Annotated in this window: 1 protein-coding gene; it reads left to right on the top strand. The window is 71.6% G+C overall.

Features of this window, described 5'->3' with window-relative positions:
- Positions 1-205, top strand: a 205-nt coding sequence (locus KVT32_RS31165; protein ID WP_217619542.1) for a hypothetical protein, incomplete at its 5' end; no start/stop codon positions are given.
- Positions 206-243: the final 38 nt, after the last annotated feature.

The following is a 243-nucleotide window of genomic DNA, read 5'->3' as shown; positions in this document are numbered from 1 at the left end:
GGAATTCGTCACCCGGCTGGCGAAGCTCAAGAAGGCCGACATTGCCAGCGGGGCCGAGCGGCTGGCCGATGGCACCGGCTGGATGCCCGCCATCTTCAAGGCCGAAGGCCCGCAGGAGGCCGCGCAGGAAGAAGGCCCGGAGCAGGACGCCCCGGAGGATACCGAGGCAATGGCGGATGAACCCGCCGAGGCACTGGCCGCTTGACCCGCGCCGAAGGCAAGCGCCCCGGCCTCGACCGGGGC

Source organism: Achromobacter sp. GbtcB20 (genome assembly GCF_019091095.1).
In the GTDB taxonomy this organism is placed as follows: Bacteria; Pseudomonadota; Gammaproteobacteria; order Burkholderiales; family Burkholderiaceae_B; genus Achromobacter; species Achromobacter mucicolens.
The sequence above is the reverse complement of the archived record's forward strand: the minus strand, read 5'-3'. Positions and strand labels throughout refer to the sequence as shown.